At 61.3% G+C, this 556-nt stretch carries 1 pseudogene; it reads left to right on the plus strand.

The annotated features are described in order from the left end of the window. Window positions 1-38: 38 nt before the first annotated feature. Window positions 39-556, plus strand: a pseudogene (locus tag AC1DX0_RS36910) (hypothetical protein); the annotation flags it as partial.

The raw sequence follows: 556 nt of genomic DNA on the forward strand, positions 1-556 counted from the left end.
GGACGATGGAGTTCAACGGGCCTCAGGGGCCGCAAAGCATGAAGATGTCGATCAAGGGCGGCAAGTTCGTCGGCATCTACGATACCGAACTGGCGGCTTTCAGCAGCGCGACGTCGTCGCTGGAAGGCATGACGATGACGTCGCAGGACGCCAAGCAGCGCACGGAGATGAGTTCTGGTGCTGGAACCGCCACAATGAGCGCTACGAAGGGCGCAAATGGCGGTGTCGATTTCAACCTGGTTCAGACAATCGCCGATTTTGCCGACTCGGTCACGATCGATAACCCGAACAACGGGCAGAAAATCCCGCTGACGGTCAAGTCGCCCGAATTGTCGGTGGACGCGAAAGGCAAGGGGCTGCGCACGAAGCCTCTTCTGGACCTGTTGGCCTTCGCCGTGGCCAATGAGGATGAGGCGAAGCTGAAGGCCAACCAGGCCGAGCTCAAGTCGCACCTCCTGGCCGCGCTGCCGCTGTGGGAGCGGGTCGATGGTGCTTACGGCTTCAAGGATTTCAGCGTCGGCAGCCCGGTCGGCAGTTTCGGCGCGGCCAATGTGGG

The organism is Mesorhizobium sp. P3_A9, from assembly GCF_056402975.1.